Source organism: Flavobacterium macrobrachii, assembly GCF_014486675.1.
Taxonomy (GTDB): Bacteria; Bacteroidota; Bacteroidia; order Flavobacteriales; family Flavobacteriaceae; genus Flavobacterium; species Flavobacterium macrobrachii.
This window is the reverse complement of record NZ_JACTAC010000059.1, coordinates 1-23,349: the sequence shown is the minus strand read 5'-3', so window position 1 is coordinate 23,349 and position 23,349 is coordinate 1. Positions and strand designations below refer to the sequence as shown.

Here is a 23,349-nt window from a genome sequence, read left to right as displayed (position 1 = left end):
AAATAGTTTTAAAAGCGAGATTTTTTTATCTCGCTTTTTTTGTTGAAAAAATTAAGATTAATGTAAAGAAAGTTCGAATTTTGTATGTATGCATACTATTTTTTAAGAAAAATTGCAAAAATGTTAATAAAAACACAAAAAACAGCAAATATTGAATTGTCAAAATATTGAGATTAAATTAAATAATTATGAAAAATCGATATGTTTTTTTGAAAATGTAAAATAAATATTTGTACATTGGCATCATAAACCAAAAAAATCAAAAACCAAATGAAGATTTATTTATGTATCTTGTCATTGTTTATTTGTAGCATAACTTTTGCTCAAACAACAGTTTCAGGTTCGGTAAAAGACAGTAAAAACGAACCTATTCCTGGTGCAAATATCAAAGTTGAAGGTGAGTCAACAGGAACCATTTCTGATGGAGATGGAAAATTTACACTTTCAACATCCAAAAAACCACCTTTTACTCTTGAAATTTCCAGCATTGGTTTTGGAACTCAAAAAGTAAGCGTAACTTCAAATAATCAAAATGTAACAGCTGTTTTGGCAGATGAAGAGACGCAATTGGACGAGATTGTAGTTTCGGCATCGCGTGCGCCAGAGAAAATTAAAGAATCTCCTGTTACAATTGAAAGAATGACTATTAAAGACATCAAAAAATCTGCTTCTCCAACTTTTTACGATGGTTTAGAGAATCTGAAAGAGGTTCAAATGAACACCAGTAGTATGTCATTTAAATCTATCAATACACGTGGATTTGCAACTGTTGCAAATACGCGTTTCTTGCAATTAGTTGATGGAATGGATAATTCTTCACCACTTTTAAACTTTGTTTTAGGAAACTTAATTGGAATTTCTGAAATAGATGTCCAAAGTGTTGAATTACTTCCAGGAGCATCATCAGCATTATATGGTGCAAATGCTTTCAATGGAATTTTATTCATGAACAGTCAAAGTCCATTTACAAGTCAAGGAATAACAGCCTATGCAAAATATGGTATGACAAGTCAAAATGCGGCAGGAAATAATTTGTATTATGATTATGGTGTTCGTGTAGCTCACGCATTTTCAAAACATTTTGCTGCTAAAGCTAACTTTACATTTATGAATGGAACAGATTGGTTTGCTACTAATTATGATGATATTTCTGTAGAGGGAAGAGATAGAAGCCACCACAGTTATAATGGAATAAATGTTTATGGAGATGAAGCAAAATTAAATCTTAAGAATAGAAATCCTTTTGGTTCAACCGCATATAATTTGTTGCCAAACGAGGATATCACTAGAACAGGTTATAATGAGACAGATTTAACCCAAAGTAAGGTTCAAAATTCAAAAATTGATTTTTCCTTACACTTTAAACCATGGGATAATGATATAGAAATTATTTGGCAATCTAAATTTGGTTTCGGAAATTCAATTTACCAAGGAGCAAGTAGATATAATTTAAATGGGTTTTTTATGCAACAGCATAAATTAGAATTGAAAGGGAAGAATTTTTTCTTAAGAGGTTACACTACTACTGAAGATGGAGGTAAGTCTTATGACATGACATTTACTGCATTAAATATTAACAGAAAATGGAAATCTGATCAACAATGGTTTTCTGAATATGGTGGAGCTTTTGGAGCTGCAACTTTAGGGTTAGTTCCTAATGTTGGTACTACACCTGCTGAAGCTCATGCTTATGCTAGAAGTGTTGCTGATACCGGTAGATTAATACCTGGAACACCCGAATTTAAAAAAGCTTTCAATGAAGTAATTGCTAATCCAGATGTACTGCAAGGATCAAAACTAGTTGATAATTCAACTATTTATCATTCAGATGCTAACTATAATTTTAGAGATTTATTTAAACCTGCAGAAATTCAGATAGGTGGTTCTTACAGAGCGTATAGATTAGATTCTGGAGGTAGGATTTATACAGATGCATCAGGACCAATAAACTATGACGAATATGGTGTTTATACCCAAGTTCAAAAAAAGCTTTTAAATGATAAATTAAAATTAACGGGTTCTGTTCGATATGATAAAGCTCAAAATTTTGAGGGTAATTTCTCTCCAAGAGTTTCATTTGTTTATTCTGCAGATGAACAAAAAAATCATAATTTTAGAGGTTCATTTCAAACAGGTTTCAGAAATCCAGTAACTCAAGACCAATACATTGGGTTTAATATTGGTAACAGAGTTTTAATTGGTTCAGCACCTGATAACTTAACCCGTTTTACAGAAACATTACCAATATCTCCTCAAAGTGGTGGTGGTTTTGCTACTTTAACCGGAGAAGCTGCTTATTTCAATTCGTTTACTATAGAATCATTTAATGCATTTGATAGTGCATACAGATCAGGACCGCCATCGGGTCTAGCTAATGCAGCAACTCTTCTTGTTAAAGCTATGCCAAACTTAGTAAAGCCGGAGACTGTTAAGGCTTTTGATTTGGGATATAGAGGAAACATAAAAGGTTTCTCAATAGATGTTAACGGATATTATAACATATACAACGATTTTATTGGTAATAATCTTGTAATCGCTCCTTATTTTGGTACTGCAGAAACTAGTCCTTCAAATGTGGCTGCTGGTTCAGCAGCACAAGCATTGTCTAATAGAGACTTTAGGGAATACCAAGTGTATACAAATACCAAATCAGAAATAACTTCTGTAGGTTTTGGATTGGGAGTTTCCAAAAAAGTATATAAAGATTTTGAACTAAGCGCAAACTACAATTTTGCTGATTTTGATTTTGATCAAGCATCAGATCCAGGTTTTGAAGCAAGTTTCAATACACCTAAACACAGAGTAAAAGGAACAATTAGTAATGATAAATTAATTGGAAATCTTGGGTTGTCTTTAAGTGCTAGATGGAATACAGAGTACGAATGGGAATCATCATTTGCTGATGGAATCATCGAGGAAGCAACAGTTATTGATGTACAAGCTAATTATTCTCTAAAATCTTTAAAGTCTATAATTAAAGTTGGAGCTACTAATATTGGTGGTAGAGAATATGGTCAAGTATTAGGAGCAGGATTAATTGGTCAACAATACTTTGTATCTTGGACAGTAACTCCATAAATAATAATTTAAAATTTAAAATATCATGATAAAAAATATTAAATGGCTATTTCTGGCTTCAGTGACCTTAATAGCTTGTAGTGATGATGAAAAGGTTGTTGTTAATGATACTGCAGACGGTTTACCGTTGACTGCGGGTTCTGCTGATTTTTCTAAATATGTTGCGCTTGGTGACTCATTTGCAGCAGGATTTAGCGATGGTGCTTTATTTATAGAGGCACAGAAAGGTGCTTATCCAAATATTTTAGCGCAACAATTTTCCCTTGTCGGAGGTGGTGATTTCACTACTCCTTTTATGGCAGATAACGTTGGTGGATTTTTAGGAAGTTCCATTTACACGCCAAGACTTTATTTGGCTCCACCAGCTGGTCCAGGACAAAGTCCTTCGCCTTCATCAGTCGCTTTACCACCATACAGTCAAGTTTCTTCTACAACTTTTAATTCTCTAGGAAGTACTTTTAATAACATGGGTATTCCAGGGGCAAAAAGTTTTCATTTAGTTGCTCCAGGTTATGGAAGTGCTGCTGGTAATCCATATTTTGCTCGTTTTGCATCAAATCCAGGAACTACAGTTTTAGCTGATGCATTAAGCCAATCACCAACTTTCTTTTCATTATGGATTGGTGGAAATGATGAATTGGGATATGCTACTGCTGGTGGAGATGAAACAGTTAATCCATTAACACCACAAACTACTTTTGACAGCGCATATAATACTTTAATTTCTCAAATGACTGCTGGCGGTCGAAAAGGAGTTATCGCTAATTTACCGTATGTTACAACATTACCTTATTTCTATGTTATAAAATATGACCAATTAACTCAAAGTAATTTAACAGTAAATAATGTTAATCAAGTTAATGCCTTAAATACTCAGTTATATGGACCACTTCTTAATGCACTTACTTTTTTAGGTCAAGGAAATAGAATAAATCTTTTATCTTCAACTGGAAATAATCCTATGCTAATGGTTGATGAAACTTTAGCTGATTTAACTATACCTTTAACTCAGGTTATAACTCAAGGTTTAATATTACAAGGAGTTCCAGTACCACAGGCAACTGCACAAGGAACATTATTAGGTCAAGTATTTGGTCGAGCAAGACAGACACGTCCAACAGACTTGATTTGTTTAAGTGCTTCTTCAAGAATTGGACGATTACCATCAGTTGCTCAAGACGGAATAGCATCTCCAGCTCCTTCATTATTAGGACAGTTAGGTGTTACTTTCCCACTTCCTGACAGATATGTTTTAATACCTTCAGAAGTTACAGAAATAGAAGCTGCAACTAATGGTTATAACGCAACAATTGAAGCTGCAGCTACTGCAAACGATTTAGCTTTTGTTAATGCTAAAGATATTATGGCAAGATTAAGTACAACAGGTATTTCTGACAGTGGATATACTTTGAATTCAACTTATGTCTCTGGAGGAGCTTTTTCTCTAGATGGAATTCATCCATCACCTCGAGGATATGCATTGATTGCCAATGAATTTATAAAATCTATTAATTCAAAATATGGCTCTAACCTTAAAGGTGTGAAGTTTTCTGATTACAGAATTATGTTTCCACCTGTTTTACAATAGATACTCTAAAAATCAAAAAAAAACCATCTTTTAATTAACAACAGATGGTTTTTTTTATGCTTATTAAAAAAACCATCTTTTTTATTAAAATAAATATTGATTATTATAATTTAAAAATTTACCTTTGCACTCTGAAAAAAGAGGTGTTTTTTTCAAACCTAAGTAGCTATTTAATAAAAACATAAACAATGTCAAAAGCAATAGGAAAAGTTTCGCAAATCATCGGTCCAGTAGTTGACGTAGTATTTGATACTAAAGATGTTGAATTACCTAAAATTTATGATTCATTAGAAATCATTAATCAAAACGGCACAAAATTAATCCTTGAAGTTCAATCTCATATTGGAGAAAATACAGTACGTACTATCTCGATGGAAGCTACTGACGGATTAAGCAGAGGAACGGAAGTTCATACAACTGGCGCTCCAATTCAAATGCCAATTGGTGCTGATATCTACGGAAGACTATTTAATGTAGTAGGTGATGCTATCGATGGTTTAGGAGATTTACCAAAAGAAGGTGCCAATGGAATGCCAATTCACAAACAAGCACCAAAATTTGAAGATTTATCAACTTCAACAGAAGTTTTATTCACAGGTATTAAAGTAATCGATTTGATTGAACCTTATGCAAAAGGAGGTAAGATTGGATTATTTGGTGGTGCAGGTGTTGGTAAAACAGTATTAATTCAGGAGTTGATTAACAATATTGCAAAAGGTCACGGTGGACTTTCTGTATTCGCAGGAGTTGGTGAAAGAACACGTGAAGGAAATGACTTATTACGTGAGATGTTAGAATCAGGAATCATTAAATATGGTGAAGATTTTATGCATTCAATGGAAAATGGCGGATGGGATTTATCTAAAGTTGACAAACTTGGAATGAGAGATTCTAAAGCTACTTTCGTATTCGGTCAAATGAACGAACCACCTGGAGCAAGAGCTCGTGTAGCTTTATCAGGCCTTTCTATCGCAGAATATTTCCGTGATGGTGCAGGTTCAGACCAAGGTAAAGATGTACTTTTCTTCGTTGATAATATCTTCCGTTTTACACAAGCAGGTTCAGAGGTTTCGGCTCTTTTAGGTCGTATGCCATCTGCGGTAGGTTACCAACCAACATTAGCAACAGAAATGGGTGCAATGCAAGAAAGAATTACATCTACTAAAAAAGGTTCTATTACATCGGTACAAGCGGTTTACGTTCCTGCAGATGACTTAACCGATCCAGCACCAGCAACAACGTTTGCTCACTTAGATGCTACAACCGTATTATCTCGTAAAATTGCTGAGCTTGGTATTTATCCAGCGGTTGATCCACTAGATTCAACTTCTCGTATCTTAACACCACTTATTTTAGGTGACGAACATTATAACTGTGCGCAAAGAGTAAAAGAAATTCTTCAAAAATACAAACAACTTCAAGATATCATCGCAATCCTTGGTATGGAAGAGTTGTCAGAAGAAGATAAATTAGCGGTATCTCGTGCTCGTCGTGTTCAACGTTTCTTATCTCAACCATTCCACGTTGCGGAGCAATTTACAGGTATTCCTGGAGTTTTGGTTGATATCAAAGATACCATCAAAGGATTCAACATGATTATCGATGGTGAATTAGACCACTTGCCAGAAGCGGCTTTCAACCTTAAAGGAACCATTGAAGACGCTATCGAAGCAGGACAAAAAATGTTAGCAGAAGCGTAATCTAATGTTCAGTGTTCAGTGTTCAGTATTCAGTACTGAGACTGCAAACTGAGACTGTAAACTAAAAAAATATGATTTTAGAAATAGTATCACCAGAAGCTACATTATTCAAAGGCGAAGTTACTTCGGTTTCACTGCCAGGTATTGATGGTTCATTTCAAATATTGAACAACCACGCACCAATAGTTTCTATATTAAAGCAAGGAACAGTACAAATTGCTGCCACTAGTTTTAAATTTGATAAAGCCGTTGTAGAAAAGTTTACCAAAGTAAACGACCAAAATTACACTTTGGAAATCAATTCAGGAACTATCGAAATGAAAGATAACAAAGTAATTGTTTTAGCCGACTAAGGCAATTCAAAATAAAGTAAGAAAGCCAAGCATTTTTGTTTGGCTTTTTTTATTTTTGAAAGATGGTAAATCTCCCAAAAATATTATCTGATAAACTTGAAAAACGAGAGCAAAATAATGCATTTCGAAAACTGCCTGTTTACAAAGATTTAGTTGATTTTTCATCCAACGATTATCTCGGTTTTGCAAAGTCCGAAACTATCTTCAATCAAACCCACGAATACCTTTTAGAAAACAACATAAAAATAAACGGCGCAACAGGTTCACGATTAATCTCAGGAAACCACAATCTATATCAAATCACAGAAGAAGTTTTAGCTCATTTTCATAAGTCGGAAACAGCGTTGATTTTTAATTCAGGTTACGATGCCAATGTGGGTTTCTTCAGTTCCGTTCCGCAAAGAAATGATGTTATTCTATACGATGAACTTTGCCATGCTTCCATCCGCGACGGAATTTTGATGAGTAATGCAAAATCGTATAAGTTTCAACACAATAATTTTGAAAACTTAGAGAAATTAATCACAACTCAACTCGAAACCCGAAACTCGAAACCCGAAACTTTTTACATTGTCACGGAAAGTGTTTTCTCTATGGACGGCGACTCACCAAATTTAGAAGAATTAGTAACTCTTTGTCAAAAATACAATTGCTATTTAGTGATAGATGAAGCACATGCACTGGGTGTTTTTGGTAATCATGGCGAAGGTTTACTTCAAAGCCAAGGTTTGCAAGACAAAGTTTTTGCCCGAATTATGACCTTTGGAAAAGGATTGGGTTGTCACGGTGCAGCCATTTTAGGAAGTCAGGAATTAAAAAACTACCTAGTAAATTTTGCAAGAAGTTTTATCTATACAACTGGACTTTCGCCTCATTCAGTGGCAACCATTTTAATAGCTTATCAAAATTTAATATCTGAAAAAGAAGCGATTGAAAAACTTAAAAACAACATTCAATTTTTCAATCAAGAGAAATTACAAATGAGTTTGAAGCCAATGTTTGTTTATAGTAAATCAGCCATTCAATGTGCCATCATTCCAGGAAACGAAAAGGTAAAGGCAATAGCAACACAATTACAAGAAAACGGTTTTGATGTAAAAGCCATTCTTTCACCAACCGTTCCCGAAGGTCAAGAACGATTGCGTTTTTGTTTGCATTCTTACAATTCTGAAAAAGAAATTTCAGATGTTTTAAAACAGCTTTCTTTATCTGTTTTCAACTAATATAAAGTTAAAATTCTTGTAAACTTTGCGCTTTCTTTGCGAACTTTGCAGTAAATAATAATCATGAAACTATTTATCACAGGAATTGGAACCGATGTTGGTAAAACCATAACATCAGCCATTGTAACACAAGCACTCGAAGCCGACTATTGGAAACCTGTTCAAGCAGGCGATTTAGACAATTCCGACAGTCATAAAATTCAACGCTATATTTCAAATTCCAAAACTCAAATTTTTGAAAACAGCTATAAATTAAACACACCTGCAAGTCCACATTTGGCTGCAGCGATCGACGGAATTACTATTGATTTAAAAAAAATAATCGAACCTTTAACCGATAATCATTTAGTTATTGAAGGCGCAGGCGGAATACTCGTTCCGTTAAATGATATCGACTGCATCGTCGATTTAATAAAAGAAGATTACAAAGTAATTCTAGTTTCTCGCCATTATCTTGGTAGCATCAATCATACATTATTGACTTTTGAAGCCTTAAAAAATAGAAATATAGCAGTTGCCGGAATTGTATTTTCTGGCGATGAAAACAAAGCAACCGAAGAAATAATTTTGTCAAAAACCAAAGCCAAATTTATTGGACGAATTGAAAACGAACCTTATTTTGACCAAAATGTTATTCAATATTATGCTGATAAATTCCGTGAAAATCTACTAAATTTATAAAACCTTTGTGAAACTCAATGCCTTTCTCTGTGTATCTTTGTGAAACAAAACTATCAAAATGAACCTTTCCGAAAGAGATTTACTATACAACTGGCATCCATACACACAACACAAAACGGCGCAATTTCATCCAGCAATTGTTAGAGGAAAAGACTCACTACTTTGGGATGAAAACGGTAACGAATTTATCGACGCTATTGCATCTTGGTGGGTAAATCCGTTTGGACATTCCAACCAAGTAATTGCCGATGCTATTTACAAACAATTAACCACGTTAGAACACGTTCTTTTTGGTGGTTTTACGCACGATAAAGCCGTTTTGTTGTCCGAAAAACTGATGGAAATTTTACCATCAAACCAAAAGAAAATTTTCTATTCCGATAACGGTTCGACCGCGGTAGAAGTTGCCATCAAAGGATGTTTGCAGTATTTTTATAACAAAGACAAAAAACGAACTAAAATCATTGCTTTTGAAGATGCTTTTCACGGCGATACCTTTGGCGCAATGGCGGCAAGTGGTATTTCATTATATACCGAAGCGTTCAAAAGTTCATTGTTAGAAGTGGTTCGCGTTCCAATTCCAACCCAAGGAAACGAACAAAAAGCAATCGAAATTCTAGAAAATCTAGTAAAAACTGACGATTACGCTGCCTTTATCTTTGAACCTTTAGTGCTTGGCGCAGCCGGAATGGTCATGTACAAACCAGAAATTCTGGAAAAAATGATTACCATTTGCAAACAAAACAACGTTTTTACCATTGCTGACGAAGTCATGACTGGTTTTGGAAAAACTGGAAAAACCTTCGCAAGCGATTATTTACATATAAAACCAGATGTAATGTGTTTGTCAAAAGCACTAACTGGCGGAACAATTCCAATGGCAATCACCACTTTTTGTCAAGAGATTTACGACGGATTTTATGACGATGATATTGACAAAGCCTTGTTTCACGGACACACTTTTACTGCAAATCCAACAGGTTGCGCCGCAGCTTTAGCAAGTATTTCATTACTACAAACCGATGAAATGCAGCACAATATCCAACGTGTTAACGCATCGCATCTAGCATTCGAAGAAAAAATAAAAAACCATCCAAAAGTAAAAACTACACGCGTACTCGGAACCATTTTTGCACTCGAAATCAAAACCAAAACCGCCGAAAGTTATTATGGAACGATGCGCACAAAACTCTTTAATTTTTTCATGGAAAACGGCATCATTATGCGACCAATTGGCAACATCGTTTACATTTTGCCGCCATACATCATCACTGAAAATCAACTGCAAAAAGTCTATCAAACCATTGAAAATGCTCTGGAAATAGTGTAATTTTGTAGCGAATTCCCGAAGCGTCGGGATTGAGCATTTTTGCAATCCATTTTCCTGCTTTCCGTTGCAATCTTTTTTTTACACCTGACAGGTTTCAAAAACCTGTCAGGTGTAAAAAAAAGGATTTTCACTACAATCAGGGCTAAACGATAAATTATTTGAATTTTTGAAAACCAAAATTGCCATAACATCTTTAGCATCTATTTCACCATTAGGAAAAAATCCTGAGGAAATTTGGCGCAATTATCTTTCTGAAGAAACACTAATTTCAACCCAAAATTTCGACGAAAAAGCACAATTCGTAGCTACAATTCCTGCCGAAATTAGAAAAGAAATAGAAGATTTACGCAAATCCGAAATCAAATACAAAGCTTTAGACGAAACCGTTTTACTTTCCATTTTAGTATCGCGTCAAGCCATTAAAAATGCCAATTGGAAAACGGGTGACAACTTTGGAATCAACATTGGTTCGTCTCGTGGTGCGACACAATTATTTGAAAAACATCATAAAGAATTTCTTGAAACTGGTAAAACGTCAACCTTAGCATCGCCAACTACAACGCTGGGAAATATTTCATCTTGGGTTGCACATGATTTAAAAAATAACGGACCCGAAATTTCACACTCTATAACTTGTTCCACCGCTTTGCATTCCGTTTTAAATGCGGTTGCATGGCTACAATCAGGAATGGCAACTAAGTTTTTAGTTGGTGGAAGCGAAGCACCGTTAACCGCTTTCACAATTGCACAAATGCATGCGTTGAAGATTTATGCTAAAGACTCGAGCAATAGCGAACAGGCGAAGCAAACTGCCGAGTTTCCGTGCAGAGCTTTTGATTTTACCAAAACCAAAAATTCTATGGTTTTGGGCGAAGCAGCAAGTGTAGCTTGTTTGGAACTTGGTGAAAATCCAAAAGCATTGGCTTACATCGAAGGAATTGGTTATGCTACCGACGATATTGAACACAACATTTCAATCTCTGACGAAGCGAACTGCTTTCAAAAATCGATGAAAATGGCATTGCAAAACACCAATTTAGAAGAAGTTGACGCCATTGTGATGCACATGCCTGGAACATTAAAAGGCGACACTTCTGAATACAAAGCCATTCAAAAAGTCTTTACAGAAAATGTTCCGGTGCTAACCACCAATAAATGGAAAGTTGGTCACACTTTTGGCGCATCGGGAATGTTGAATATGGAATTGGCAATCCTGATGATGCAACACAATCAATTTATTGGCGTTCCATTTGCAGAAGCACAAATACCAAGAAAAGAAATCAAAAAAGTATTGATAAACGCAGTTGGTTTTGGTGGAAATGCCGTGAGTATTTTGTTGAGTAAAGCGTTTTAAAAGAACTTGTTTTTGCATTACTTCGCAGCAGCAAAATTTCACAATTTACAAGCTTTCATTTTTTTGTACATCAAATTTTATTGTTTATAAAGCAATATTAGTCAATTGGTTAAATTATTAATTGAAGTATTTTAGCTTCAAAAACCGCATACTTGTAGTTGTAGTTTTATGAAATATATAAAATTACATTTTGTTGATGATTTCTTAAGATAAATTCATTGTAATTAAGTAAGTTAGATTTAATTTTGTAGGCCCAATTTCTACTAAAATACCTAGTGCTATTTTTTTATGGCCAATTTGGAGATAAAATATAATAAGATACTCATTTTATGAAGTTTAAAAAATTACTTTTAGTTGTTTTATTGTTTGTGAATTTCTGTTCGTTTGGACAGATAATTTATCAACATGATTTTGGGACAACTGCAATTTCGGCTCATCCATACAATGTTGCACCATCTAGTTTAGATGCAAATTTAAATTCATCTTCGTGGACAAATACAACAACAGCATGGACAAGTTTTGCAGGAATTGGTGGTGCTCCAAGTCAAGCAATTGCTTTGAATAATTCAAGTGGAACTCCAGTTTTAACTTTAACATTTAATGTAGCTTCAGGTTTTCAGTTATCAGTGACTCAATTTGATTTTTGGAGGCAAAGAAGTCCTGCAGGTGCTCAAAATTGGTCAATGACTATCAATGGAATAGCAGTTGGTTCTGGAACAGCACCAACAACCGGTGCTTTAATTGGAGCAACAAATGTTTCAAATACTGTTAGTAACCTTACAGGAACTGTTACTGTTCAATTGACATTATCAGGAGCAAGCGGTATAGGTACATTTAGAATAGATAATTTTACATTAATCGGAACTGTAACACCAACAATTACTGGTATAGAAAGTATCGCTACAGGAAACTGGAGTAATCCTGCTACTTGGACCGGAGGAAACGTTCCAGATTCTAACGAAAGTGCAATTATCAAAGCAGGTCATACTGTTACTATGGATAATGCAACTTATGCAACAAGAGATGCAAGTACTACAACTACAGTAGAACTTGGAGGAATTCTTCAAACAGGAATGACATACACCAATAATGGAACTACAACTATAAATGGAACTTTTAGAATAAATGCAGGTGGTTTTGCTACAGGAAATTCATTTGTTTATGGTGCTGCGAGTACATTAATCATGAATCATGCAAATAGTACACCGTATAGTATAAACGGTTCGCAGGCATTTTGGCCAGTTGCAAATCCACCATTCAATGTAACTGTTTCTGCAAATTCTCCAACACGATTGGATATGACAGTTGGAGCAGTTGCTGGATTATTGTCTATTTCTTCTGAATTGAATATCAATTTAGCCAATTCTTTAACGGTTAATGGAACATTAAGAATTAATGCAAATGGATTTATAAATACAAATGGTCCAATCTATGGAAGTGCTTCAACTCTTGATTATAGGTCAGGTGGTGTTTATGGTAGAGGTTTTGAGTGGAATGCCAACGGAATTGGAACGATCGGAGTTACACCAGGTTATCCGAACAATGTTACTATTCAAACAGCGGGAACCGTTTTAGATTATATCAATGGCGCAAGTGCAGGAACAGTTGGAAATAAAGCCATAGCAGGTAATTTGTCCATTGCAAGTGGTTCAAGATTTGAAATGAGTTCAGGTGGAGTTGCAGCTGGTGGTTCGTTAACGGTTGCAGGAAATGTAACGGTTGCTGGTCCAACGGGAGAAATGATTTTGGGCTCGGGAGTTAATGATGATTTAAGAATTGGAGGAAATTTTAGTGTTACTACTACTGCTGTTTTTAATGGGAATAATAGAAAAGTAATTTTTACTAACAATTCGGTTCTACAAACAATAGCTGGACTATCGATAACGATTCCTTATTTAGTTTTTGAACCAGCTTCTGGAAATACAACAGTTCAATTAATAACAGCTGGAACAAACTTAACAGTTTCTGCACCATTGGGTGGAAATGCAATAACGTTTAATAGTTCAGGAGATATTTTTAATATCAATAATTTCAATTTGACTGTAGGAACAACAGGCGTTGCAAATACTATAACTGGTGGAGGAACTTTTAGAGGTTCTACTACTTCAAATTTAACTTTGTTAGGAACAGGTAGTGTTGGAACGCTAACCTTTAGCGGAACTGCGGCACAACAAACTTTAGGAACTTTTACTGTCAACAGAACAGCAGGTGCAATTGCATGTTTACTGGGTTCAGATTTAACAGTGAATACAGCTTTAAACCTAACAGCAGGAATTGTTGATGTAGATAGTAGAACAATGACCATCAACAATGCAACAACTGTTTCTGGCGCTGGGACAAACAGTTTTATCATAGCAGATAATGCTTTTGGTGGAGTTTTAAGAAGACAATATACTGCAGTTGGTTCATTTACTTTTCCTATTGGAGATAAAACAGGAACAATGGAATATTCTCCAGCATCTGTTAATCTTACTGCTGGAGCTGGAATGACAACGACTTCATACATAGCTGTTTCAGTAAATGATAGTAAACATCCAGATATGAATGCGCCAACTCATTTTATATCTCGATATTGGACAGTAAATAGAGTAGGAACAATCAATACTCCAACATATACTTTTAATGGAACGTATCTTCCAGCTGATATAAATGGAACAGAAACATCAAGTTTTTCTCAATTTTGGAACGGAAACGTTTGGTCACCAATTGGTACTATTTTAAGTGCAAACACAGTTACTTATGGTGGATCAACAATATTACCGGTATTACCAACAGCAAATCATTTTAGTGGCGGATTGAGAGACAGAGAAATAAATATTCAACAAGGTGCAACAAATTATTTAGCTGGAAGTACTTATACATTTGCAAATACACCAGCAACATCTTTTGTTGATGTTACTTTTACAATTCAAAATTTAGGAAATGCGAGTCTTACTGTTTTTGCAAATCCTACAGTTACAGGTAGTGCTTATAGTTTAAATCCAACTATGCCTTCTAACGTTAATATTCCAGGTTTGAGCTCTTCAACTTTTACAATTCGTTTTACTCCACCAACTGCTGGACCTTTTACGGGAAGCATATCAATAGTTAATAATGATAGTGATGAAAATCCTTATGTTATTAATTTTACGGGTAATGGAACTGGAAGTGCTTCATCAGATATATTAAACATTACGGCTTCTGAGTCAGTTTCTTTTTCAAGTACAACAAATGGATTAATTAGTACAATTTCAGACGGGATTGAAGTTTGGCGTTTTAATCTTCGTGATGGTGGAGCAACTGCTGATGCAGATGTTTTACCAACTACAATGACTGCATTAACTATTTCTCAAAATATTAATGATGCGATAGGAAACTGGAATGAAAGTATTGAAGGTATTGTTTTGGTTAATTTGAATACCAATACCATTATTGCCAATGGTGTTGTTACAACCAATCAAATTCAGTTTACAGGCTTGAATGTTGTAGCACTTGATGGAACAAGCGTTCCATTGGCTTTGCGAATGACATTAAAATGTCCATTGGGTTCAGGTGCAATTGATGGTGATGATTTCGGATTTACCATTTCTAGTGCTAATGTGACTTTTGACCCAACAGGATCGGGTAAAGCTACTTTTACAAGAACTTCTGCAAATAATAGAAATGTTATTACTGTTGTAGCGACTCAATTAACCTTTACCACTCAACCCATTACAACTGGAGTTGGAAGTCCGATGGGTAATGTGGTTGTAACTGCTGTTGATGCCTGTGGAAATCGAGATACAGGATTTACAGGAACAGTAAGTTTAACAAGTACAGGAACTATGACCGGTTCTCCATTATCAATTGCTGCGGTTGGAGGAGTTGCCACTTTTACAGGAATTACGCATACAGTTGTTGGAACAGACTTGGTGTTAACCGCTTCTGCTGTTGGATTAACAGCAGTTGGAAGTACATTATTTGATATTTCTACCGTTACAGTATTAAATCCTGGTGATTTAGCTGTTCTTGCAGTGAACATAAGTATAACATCTGGAACAGACCAAATAGTTTTTGTTTGTTTCAGAGATTTACTACCTGGTACATCTTTATTTTTAACAGATAATGGTTATGAGAGACAAAATGCCAATCAATGGGGAGGAACTGAAGGTGTAATTACTATTACAAGAACAGGCTCAGTTTTACCAAAAGGAACAATAATAACTATAGAAACTACGACACCAAACGTAACTAACGGAACACATTATGATGTTTATACTTGCGGCGCAATAGATGCAAATTGGACAAAAACTGCTGTTTCAGGTGGTGGAGTTGGTGGTTTTAACTTGAATAATAATGATGATATTTACTTTATGCAAGGTGGAGCTTGGGTAAATGATACTGGGCATACATCTACCTATAGTGGTAATGTTTTATATGGTTGGACTGAAAGTGGTTGGCAAACAACAGTTGGATTAGGGTTGTGTAATGGAACTTCAGGTGATCCAGATAATTGTACTGCATGGTCAACATTATATCCAGGAATGGAGTGTTTCAGTACAATAGCACCAACGGGTGATGGCTTTGTAAAATTTAATGATCCAGATGCAGTAGATTTTTCTTCAACTAACAGAGGAAAATTTGATTGGATTGCATTAATCAACGACCAAACGAATTGGAGTTCATTTGCAAATAATACTTCTTATAACGCAGGAGGATTTAATTACAGAGGAAGTTGTACCAATGTATTTATTGATACAGATATATATGTAAATGGTAAATGGAGCGGAAGAAAAGATAATAACTGGTTCAATTGTGAAAATTGGGACACATTAATTGTACCAGATGAAACGGTAGATGTTCAAATTGGTTCAAGTAGTTTCGTTCCACATCCAATTGTTGATGCTACTGCACCTTTTGCTAATTATTTGAATTTTATCGCTAAAACAAGAAACTTAACAATTACTGATAAAAAAGTTGAGATTGTAGGCAATATTAACAATAAACTAGAAGTTCATGGAGATTTATTGATTTCAAATACAGTTGCTAATTCGGCTTTGGATATGAATGATGGAAATAATTTAACTCCCGATGGGCAATTATATTTATATGGAAATTGGACCAATAATAAAAATAATGATGCTTTTGATGAAGGAAATGGAACGGTGCATTTTTTAGGAACTACAAACCAAATTATAAATGCAGTTACTCCTTTAGGGACAGAAAGTTTTTATAATGTCAATCTTGATAATAATTTTAATACTGGAATTTCTAATGATTTGCATGCAACAGGAAACTTGATTTTAAATCCAACTAGAAATTTAACTATAGATTCAAACGGTTATGTAAATGTTAGTAATCAATTAAATTCTAATGGAACAGTAACTATTCAAAATAATGGACAGTTAATTCAAGTAAATGATACAGATACAAATATTGGGACTTATTCTGGTACCACTTTTAATGTTATCAGAAATTATTCTGCCAAAGATGAAGATTATGTGTATTGGAGTGCGCCTACAAAATTATTTGCTGTTAACAACTTGCCAACAGCATATAGATATGAATGGAATCCAATAAATAATAATTCTAACGGTACACAAGGTAACTGGGTTTTACCAACAACTCCAAACATGACTTTCGGAAAAGGATATATAGCAAGAACTTTTAATGGATTTAGTACACCAACATCCTTGCCATTTACCTTTAGAGGTCAACCCAATAATGGATTAATTTCTGTTGATATTTCAAGAGGAACCTATCATGGTGATGGAATTACAACAGGATTAGATTACACAGTAGGTGCGAATCCAAATCCAGTAACTGTAACTCGTTGGGATGATAACTGGAATTTAGTAGGAAATCCTTATCCATCAGCGATTAATGCCTTAACCTTTTTGGATGAAATTACTAATCCTGATATTGAAGGATTTGTTTATCTATGGACACACCAGCAAGGATTAGTTAGCAGTATTGATCCTTATTATTATGATTTTGGTCTTAATTATTCGGATGTTGATAATTATGTCTTATATAATAAAATGGGAGTGTCTTCTGGTTCTTCTGTTTTTAATGGAAAGATTGCTTCGGGTCAAGGATTTTTTGTACTGATGAGTGATGGACCAGCTTCAACTTCTGGCAAAGTCTATTTTAATAACAGTATGAGATATGACTCAAGTTCTTCATTTGCTCCTTACAATAATTCGCAGTTTTACAGAAATACTTCAACATCAAACAATGTTCAAGAAGAAGAGAAACATAGGTTATGGTTAGATATAGTATCTTCTCAAGGAAAATCAAATCGTACTTTAATTGGTTATGCCGAAGATGCAACTAATGAAAAAGATAGAATGTATGATGCAGTAACAAACTTAGATAATTCGTTGAGAATTGTTTCTTACTTGAATGACGAAAATCCACAAGAATTTAATATTCAAGGTAGAAGTTTGCCATTTGATATATATGATACTGTTCGATTAGGAGTTAGTATTCCTTCAAATGGGAACTATAAAATTGGTATTGGTTCTTTAGATGGATTGTTTGCAGAAAATCAAGAAATTTATATTGAAGATAAACTCTTAAATACTATTCAAAGTATAAAAAATCAACCCTACGCATTTTCATCAGTTAAAGGGAAGTTTACCAATAGATTTGTTCTAAGATATACAAATCAAGCTTTAGGCAATGATGATTTTGATAGAACAAATCAAATAGTAGCATTTTCAAATGGTAATTTGATTACAATTAACTCAAGTCTTGAAAACATCTCTGAAGTTCAAGTATTTGATGTTTTAGGAAGACAATTGTATCAAAAAGCATCGGTTGAAAGTCAAGAACATTCGTTTGCAAAAGATATTGCTCAGCAAACTATTATTGTAAAAGTAAAACTCCAAAACGGAATTTGGGTTACCAAAAAGGTTTTGGTTAAGTAATAAAAAAGGTCTTGAAAATTTTCAAGACCTTTTTTTATAAGTATTTATTTGTGTTAGTTATTGCTTTTTCGTTTTTATAATCAATCCATTTTTGCCCTTTCCATTTTCGCATTACGTTATCAAAATTACGCATGATAAAAACGTTGTAAGCTGCTTTGGAAAGATTACCAATTTGTCTAGGAAAAGCACGCAAACTCATCGAAAAACCTGGTGTAACATATTTCATATAATGCCAATAACCTTCGGGCATGTAAAGCATTTCACCATGATTTAGTTCGGTTACTAGTCCTTTTGCTTTTTGTAATGCTGGCCATTTTTGAAAATCGGGATTATCAAAATCGATATCTTCTCTTGAAATTAAAGCATGTGGAACTTTATACAAATAAGGCGTTTCAGTTGGCGCAAATAAAACACATCGTTTTTTTCCGTGAAAATGGAAGTGTAAAATATTGGAATAATCAATATCATAATGCATGAAAACTTTGGAATTTTCGCCACCAAAAAATAACATTGGCAATTGTTTTACTAATCGTAATCCAATATTTGGCCATTTGAAATCGTCTTTCAAAACGGGAACCTCACTCATTAAATTGTACAAAAAAATACGATAATTGGTCGGTTTTGCCTGAAGCAAATCTACATAATCGCTCATTTTCATTTTGGCGTGAGCTTCATTAAAACCATCTTTATGAGAAACTGGTCTATCATCATATAGCGGAACGATTTTATCACCAGCTACTTGTTTCATATATTCCAAATTCCATTTTTCAAATGCGGGCCAATCTTGAGTTAATTGTTCTACAACAACTGGTTTTTGTTTTTTTACATAATTAGTATAAAATTCTTCTTTTGAGATGGTTTTTACACGTTCAATTTCTGTGAGTGCTAATGACATAGACTGAGTTTATATAATAAAAAAAGCTCTTAGCAAAAAATGCTAAGAGCAAAGTTATAAAAAGGTTTATAAATTGTAAAAGTTTAAGGAAATGTTAACTTATTTTCCTTTATTTGAAGCTTCTAAGTTTCTTTCAATTTTGTGCTCTGGTCTTGTCCATCTTGGTTTTTCGCCCAACGATTGAAATTGAGAATCTTCGGCTTCCACAGTTTTAGGCTGCATTACTTTGATGAACGGTTTTTGTGGAATTAATCCAAGAAGTTCAAACATTTTCATGTCTTCGTTTACATCTGGATTTGGTGTAGTCAACAATTTATCTCCTGCAAAAATCGAATTTGCTCCGGCAAAGAAACACATCGCTTGACCTTCGCGCGACATTTCTGTTCTTCCTGCCGAAAGACGAACTTGAGTTTCTGGCATTACAATTCGGGTAGTTGCTACCATACGAATCATTTCCCAAATTTCAACTGGTTTTTCGTTTTCCATTGGTGTTCCTTCAACTGCTACTAAGGCGTTAATCGGCACCGATTCAGGTTGTGGATTTAAAGTAGCTAAAGCAACAAGCATTCCTGCTCTGTCTTCGATGCTTTCGCCCATTCCAATAATTCCTCCGCTACAAACGGTTACATTGGTTTTTCTAACATTTTCTATCGTTTGCAATCTATCGTCAAAAGCACGAGTAGAAATTACTTCTTTATAATAATCTTCGGATGTGTCAAGATTGTGATTGTAAGCATATAATCCGGCTTCGGCTAAACGTTGCGCTTGGTTTTCGGTTAACATTCCTAGCGTACAACAAACTTCCATGTCGAGTTTATTGATGGTACGAACCATTTCCAAGACTTGGTCAAATTCTTCTCCATCTTTTACATTTCGCCACGCTGCGCCCATGCAAACACGTGATGAACCTGATGATTTTGCTCGCAACGCTTGAGCTTTTACCTGTTGCACCGACATTAAATCGTTTCCTTCAATATCGGTATGATATCTTGCGGCTTGTGGACAATAGCCACAATCTTCAGGACAACCACCTGTTTTTATCGATAATAAGGTTGAAACCTGAACCACATTTGGGTCATGATGTTGTCTATGAATGGTTGCTGCTTCGTATAATAAATCCATTAATGGTTTATTGTAAATAGCTATAATTTCTTCTTTGGTCCAATTATGTTTAGTGATACTCATGTTTGCTTTTTATAAGACATCAAAAATAGGGAATTGTTCCAAAGTATCAAAGCGGTATGACTATTTAACAATTTTAATCGTTTAAAACGGTCTTGCCTCGCCAGAATTGCATCGTGATAAAAACAACGATTAGTGAAGACGCCAAGCCTTCGAATAAAAGCCCAAAACAATATTCATTTACACTTGCTCCGCCAAAAATAAATTGTTCCGATAGTTTAGCGATATAAGCTGAACCACCTTTATTATAAACATAAAACAACAATCCAGCAATACTAATTACAACACCAAACAATGCCGTTAAACCTGCTGAAATTAAATTAGTAAGGTAGCCGTTTTTTCCATCGCCAAGGTTTTGCTTTATGGTTTGATTTACCCAATAAAAAACAAAAACTATATTTAAAATTCTCAAATAATAATTGTCTGATAGTTTAAACATTTCCATCAAAAGAAAGAATAAACCAATACAAACTGACATTAAAAAACCGTTGATTATTTCTCTTGGAAGTTTCATAGCAGTAAATTTTAAGTTAGTAAACAAATAACTGTACTCAAATTTACGTTAAAAAATATTGAAAATCAGTATTTTAACAAAATTTTGCTATCAAGTATTTATCAAAGCTTTTTAATAAACTGAAGAGATTCCATCTTATCCATTGCAATTTGAGCTTTTAAACTCTCCAATGAATCGAACTTTTGCTCCGAACGAATTCGTTTTAGAAAGGAAACAGTAATCGATTTATCATAGATTTCTGTATCAAAATTAAAAATATTTACTTCTATTTTTTGGTTCAAATCAGTATTTTCAATGGTTGGATTAGTTCCAATATTCATCATTCCAAAATAGAATTGGTTATCAATTTTACATTCCACTACATAAACACCACTATTTGGAATTAGCTTATAATCTTCTTCTACATAAATGTTAGCCGTAGGAAAACCAATAGTTCTACCAAGTTGTTTTCCTTGAACAACCTTTCCAGTTATAGTATAATTATAGCCTAAAAATGAATTTGCCAACTTGATATTGCCTTCGGTTAAAGCACTTCTAATTTTGGTAGAACTAACAGCAACTTCATTTAATTCTTCTGCTGAAATTTGTTCTACTTCAAAGTTATATTGGTTTCCAAAAGCAATTAAATCATTAATATCGGCAGTTCTATTTTTTCCAAAACGATGATCATATCCAATTACAATTTTTTGAATATTGAACGTGTCAACTAAAACTTGCTTCACAAATTCCTCTGCTGTCAATTGAGAAAATTCTTTGTCGAATGGATGAATAACTAAATTATCAATTCCTGCTTTTTCAATCAAATTACTTTTTTCATCAATAGTATTTAGCTGCTTCATTTCGGTTCCTGTTTGTAAAACCGTTCTCGGATGAGGGAAAAAAGTAAGTACTAATGACTCGCAATCACTATTGTTTGTGTTTTGAGTAATTTTTTCCAAGATTTTTTTGTGTCCAACATGTACCCCGTCAAAAGTACCGATGGTTACAATGGTAGGTTTGTTAGAAGTAAATTTCAGAATCGAATTAAAAACTTTCAAAGGCTTATTTTTTGCAAAAATACAGTATTAATTTAATTCACTGTTGTTTGTAAAGGTTATATTTTTTTTACGAAAATGCACCTTTTTTTGTGTTAAAATAGAATAAGTAATCTCTTTGTTGGTTAAAAAACAGTTTTTTATCATAAAGAATAACAATTAATTAAATTCAATTAGTTAAATTTGGAGCCTAAAAAAAACTACATCAAAAATATGAAAAAAATTATTTTATCTTTTTTTCTTTTAACTTCAGTTGCAATTAATGCGCAAAGAACGTGTGGAGTAGAGGAAAAATTGCAGAAAATTATGGCTGATCCAATTCAGCGAGAAATTTATCTTAAAGGCCAAGAGAAATTTGAAAAGGAATTAGAGAAATTAAACAATAGAGTTTACAGAAGTGGTGAGTCAATTGATAACGTAAATGCTACCACTCGTATACCAATGGCATTTCACTTTCCATCAGTATCACCTAGTGCAAGTGCCACTTTAAAAAATTGTTTAAGAGCATTAGCTCAAAATCAGGTAAACTCATTAAATGCTGATTATAATGCAACCAATGCAGATATTTCAAATTGGGCATCGGCAGCTTCATTTTATCCAACCGTTTCAGGTGTTGGTTCTATTGATATACAGTTTGTGATAGCTACACAGAATCATCCTGCAGGAACAGGTATCGCTAATGGTACAGTAGCTGTAACTTTTGGAACAAATTTTTTAAATGGTGCTGATGAAGATCCTACATGGGCTGGATATATGAATGTAGTGGTTAGAAATGAAGGTGGAATATTGGGTTATTCTCCTCTTGGAGGCTATCCTGGTGCAGGTTGGACGGTTGTATTAAATACTTGGGCTTTTGGTTCTGGTAGTGGTTGTTCGGGTTATGTACCTGGAGTTCCTCCAGGATCAGTACAAACTGGAATCAATAAAGGAAGAACATTAACACATGAATTAGGACATTTTTTTAATTTAAACCATACTTTTAATGGTTGTGGTACAAATTGTAACTTTACAGGTGACAGAGTTTGCGATACTCCGCCATCAAGTGTTGAGCAATATGGCTGCCCTTCACCAGGTAGTATTACAAGTTCATGTGGAACTAACAAGGTATTGACAATGAATTATATGGATTACACGGATGATGCTTGTATGTATATGTTTACTCCAGGACAAATGACGAGAGTTCAGGCCTGGTATAACAGTATTGCTAGTGAATTTAACATGACGACTTTGTCTAATGATGAAGTTGTGAAAAATAATTTTAATATTTTTCCAAATCCAAATAACGGAACTTTTACAATCAGGTTTAATGATTTATCTGATGATTATTCTGTAGAAGTTTTTGATATTTCTGGAAGAATTGTTTTTGAAGATTATTACACTCAATCTTCGAACTTAGAGCAAACAATTTCTATTGACAAACCAAGTTCTGGGGTTTATTTTGTAAACGTGAAAAGTGGAAGTTCAATTATAACTGAAAAAATTATCATTAAATAATTTTTCTTCTTTTAAAACAAAAGCTCCGAAATT

The 23,349-nt window shown here is 34.2% G+C and carries 14 protein-coding genes; 10 read left to right on the top strand and 4 right to left on the bottom strand.

From position 1 onward, the window contains the following. The first annotated feature begins 270 nt into the window (after positions 1 to 270). The 9 genes from IAI56_RS12185 (at position 271) to IAI56_RS12145 (ending at position 18,197) form a co-directional block, all read left to right on the top strand. The gene (locus IAI56_RS12185) at positions 271 to 3,078 is read left to right on the top strand and encodes a TonB-dependent receptor (protein WP_187658138.1); all 2,808 of its coding nucleotides are present in this window, start codon (positions 271 to 273) and stop codon (positions 3,076 to 3,078) included. Positions 3,079 to 3,103: 25 nt separating this feature from the next. Then, positions 3,104 to 4,666: an SGNH/GDSL hydrolase family protein gene (locus tag IAI56_RS12180; RefSeq protein ID WP_187658137.1), complete on the top strand. Its 1,563-nt coding sequence runs from the start codon at positions 3,104 to 3,106 to the stop codon at positions 4,664 to 4,666. 188 nt (positions 4,667 to 4,854) lie between these two features. Then, complete coding sequence (gene atpD / locus IAI56_RS12175; RefSeq protein ID WP_187658136.1) at positions 4,855 to 6,366, top strand: F0F1 ATP synthase subunit beta; 1,512 nt, start codon at positions 4,855 to 4,857, stop codon at positions 6,364 to 6,366. Between the two features lie 71 nt (positions 6,367 to 6,437). Continuing rightward, the gene (locus tag IAI56_RS12170; RefSeq protein WP_187658135.1) at positions 6,438 to 6,719 is read left to right on the top strand and encodes a F0F1 ATP synthase subunit delta/epsilon; all 282 of its coding nucleotides are present in this window, start codon (positions 6,438 to 6,440) and stop codon (positions 6,717 to 6,719) included. A 62-nt stretch (positions 6,720 to 6,781) separates the two neighbouring features. Continuing rightward, the gene (locus tag IAI56_RS12165) at positions 6,782 to 7,942 is read left to right on the top strand and encodes an aminotransferase class I/II-fold pyridoxal phosphate-dependent enzyme (protein ID WP_187658134.1); all 1,161 of its coding nucleotides are present in this window, start codon (positions 6,782 to 6,784) and stop codon (positions 7,940 to 7,942) included. Positions 7,943 to 8,005: 63 nt separating this feature from the next. Beyond that, positions 8,006 to 8,623 (top strand): dethiobiotin synthase, encoded by a 618-nt coding sequence (gene bioD, locus IAI56_RS12160; protein WP_187658133.1) that lies wholly within the window; start codon positions 8,006 to 8,008, stop codon positions 8,621 to 8,623. 58 nt (positions 8,624 to 8,681) lie between these two features. Beyond that, on the top strand, positions 8,682 to 9,953 hold the full coding sequence (bioA, locus tag IAI56_RS12155; RefSeq protein ID WP_187658132.1) for an adenosylmethionine--8-amino-7-oxononanoate transaminase: 1,272 nt from the start codon (positions 8,682 to 8,684) through the stop codon (positions 9,951 to 9,953). Positions 9,954 to 10,119: 166 nt separating this feature from the next. Next, positions 10,120 to 11,307, top strand: a complete 1,188-nt coding sequence (locus IAI56_RS12150; protein ID WP_187658131.1) for a beta-ketoacyl synthase N-terminal-like domain-containing protein — start codon at positions 10,120 to 10,122, stop codon at positions 11,305 to 11,307. A gap of 329 nt (positions 11,308 to 11,636) precedes the next feature. Beyond that, a complete protein-coding gene (locus IAI56_RS12145) occupies positions 11,637 to 18,197 on the top strand; it encodes a T9SS sorting signal type C domain-containing protein (protein WP_187658130.1) in 6,561 nt (2,186 codons plus the stop codon). Between the two features lie 34 nt (positions 18,198 to 18,231). Here IAI56_RS12145 and IAI56_RS12140 read toward each other — a convergent pair whose 3' ends face one another. The 4 genes from IAI56_RS12140 to IAI56_RS12125 all read right to left on the bottom strand — a co-directional run bounded on the left by IAI56_RS12140 (position 18,232) and on the right by IAI56_RS12125 (position 21,825). Further along, complete coding sequence (locus IAI56_RS12140) at positions 18,232 to 19,092, bottom strand: cupin-like domain-containing protein (protein ID WP_187658129.1); 861 nt, start codon at positions 19,090 to 19,092, stop codon at positions 18,232 to 18,234. Positions 19,093 to 19,191: 99 nt separating this feature from the next. Then, positions 19,192 to 20,277 carry a biotin synthase BioB gene (bioB, locus tag IAI56_RS12135; protein WP_187658128.1) on the bottom strand — a complete coding sequence of 362 codons (1,086 nt, stop codon included), beginning with the start codon at positions 20,275 to 20,277 and terminating at the stop codon, positions 19,192 to 19,194. 73 nt (positions 20,278 to 20,350) lie between these two features. Beyond that, a complete protein-coding gene (locus IAI56_RS12130) occupies positions 20,351 to 20,788 on the bottom strand; it encodes a hypothetical protein (protein ID WP_187658127.1) in 438 nt (145 codons plus the stop codon). A gap of 101 nt (positions 20,789 to 20,889) precedes the next feature. Further along, positions 20,890 to 21,825 (bottom strand): bifunctional riboflavin kinase/FAD synthetase, encoded by a 936-nt coding sequence (locus IAI56_RS12125; protein ID WP_187658126.1) that lies wholly within the window; start codon positions 21,823 to 21,825, stop codon positions 20,890 to 20,892. Between the two features lie 210 nt (positions 21,826 to 22,035). Here IAI56_RS12125 and IAI56_RS12120 point away from each other — a divergent pair, with 210 nt between their 5' ends. After that, positions 22,036 to 23,316 (top strand): zinc-dependent metalloprotease, encoded by a 1,281-nt coding sequence (locus tag IAI56_RS12120; protein WP_187658125.1) that lies wholly within the window; start codon positions 22,036 to 22,038, stop codon positions 23,314 to 23,316. The last annotated feature ends 33 nt before the right edge of the window (positions 23,317 to 23,349 follow it).